The sequence below is a fragment of the Gemmobacter megaterium genome, assembly GCF_900156815.1.
Taxonomy (GTDB): Bacteria; Pseudomonadota; Alphaproteobacteria; order Rhodobacterales; family Rhodobacteraceae; genus Wagnerdoeblera; species Wagnerdoeblera megaterium.
This window is the reverse complement of the sequence record NZ_FTOT01000041.1, coordinates 1-1,213: the sequence shown is the minus strand read 5'-3', so window position 1 is coordinate 1,213 and position 1,213 is coordinate 1. Positions and strand designations below refer to the sequence as shown.

Sequence of the window (1,213 nt, the reverse complement as noted above, 5' to 3'; positions counted from 1 at the left end):
GGAAGGCGGGGTTAGCCGCCCCCCTTCCGATCCTGATTAAGCGATGATCTTTGCGACGACGCCGGCGCCGACGGTGCGGCCGCCTTCACGGATGGCGAAGCGCAGCTTTTCTTCCATGGCGATCGGGGCGATCAGTTCGACGTTGAACTTCAGGTTGTCGCCCGGCATCACCATTTCGGTACCTTCCGGCAGCTCGACCATGCCCGTCACGTCGGTCGTGCGGAAGTAGAACTGCGGACGGTAGTTCGCAAAGAACGGGGTGTGGCGGCCGCCTTCTTCCTTGGTCAGGATGTAGGCTTCGGCTTCGAACTTGGTGTGCGGCGTCACCGATTTCGGCTTGCACAGCACCTGGCCACGTTCCACGCCTTCACGGTCCACGCCGCGCAGCAGCGCGCCGATGTTGTCGCCAGCCTCGCCGCGGTCCAGCAGCTTGCGGAACATTTCCACGCCGGTCACGGTCGATTTCGTGGTCGGACGGATGCCGACGATCTCGACTTCCTCGCCCACGTTGATCACGCCACGCTCCACACGGCCGGTCACAACCGTGCCGCGGCCCGAGATCGAGAACACGTCCTCGATCGGCATCAGGAAGGGCTGGTCAACCGCACGCGCCGGGGTCGGGATGTATTCGTCCACCGCCTTCATCAGCGCATGGATCGAATCCTCGCCGATCTCTTTCGATTCGCCCAGCATCGCCTGGTGCGCCGAACCCTTGATGATCGGAATGTCGTCGCCCGGATATTCGTAGGACGAGAACAGCTCGCGGATTTCCATTTCCACCAGCTCGATCAGCTCTTCGTCATCAACAAGGTCAACCTTGTTCATGTAGCAGACCATGTACGGAATGCCGACCTGACGGCCCAGCAGGATGTGCTCGCGCGTTTGCGGCATCGGGCCGTCCGACGCCGCACAGACCAGGATCGCGCCGTCCATCTGCGCCGCACCCGTGATCATGTTCTTCACATAGTCCGCGTGGCCGGGGCAGTCGACGTGCGCATAGTGGCGGTTCGCCGTCTCGTATTCCACATGGGCCGTCGAGATCGTGATCCCGCGCGCACGCTCTTCCGGCGCACCGTCAATCTGGTCATACGCACGGAACTCGCCGTAGTATTTCGTGATCGCAGCCGTCAGCGTCGTCTTGCCGTGGTCAACGTGACCAATCGTCCCGATGTTCACGTGCGGCTTGTTACGTTCAAACTTTGCCTTCGCCATG

Annotated in this window: 1 protein-coding gene; it reads right to left on the bottom strand. The window is 61.9% G+C overall.

Annotated features, from left to right (window positions below; genetic code table 11):
- Positions 1 to 36: 36 nt before the first annotated feature.
- On the bottom strand, positions 37 to 1,212 hold the full coding sequence (gene tuf, locus BW970_RS20240) for an elongation factor Tu (RefSeq protein WP_076534764.1): 1,176 nt from the start codon (positions 1,210 to 1,212) through the stop codon (positions 37 to 39).
- Between the last annotated feature and the right edge of the window lies 1 nt (position 1,213).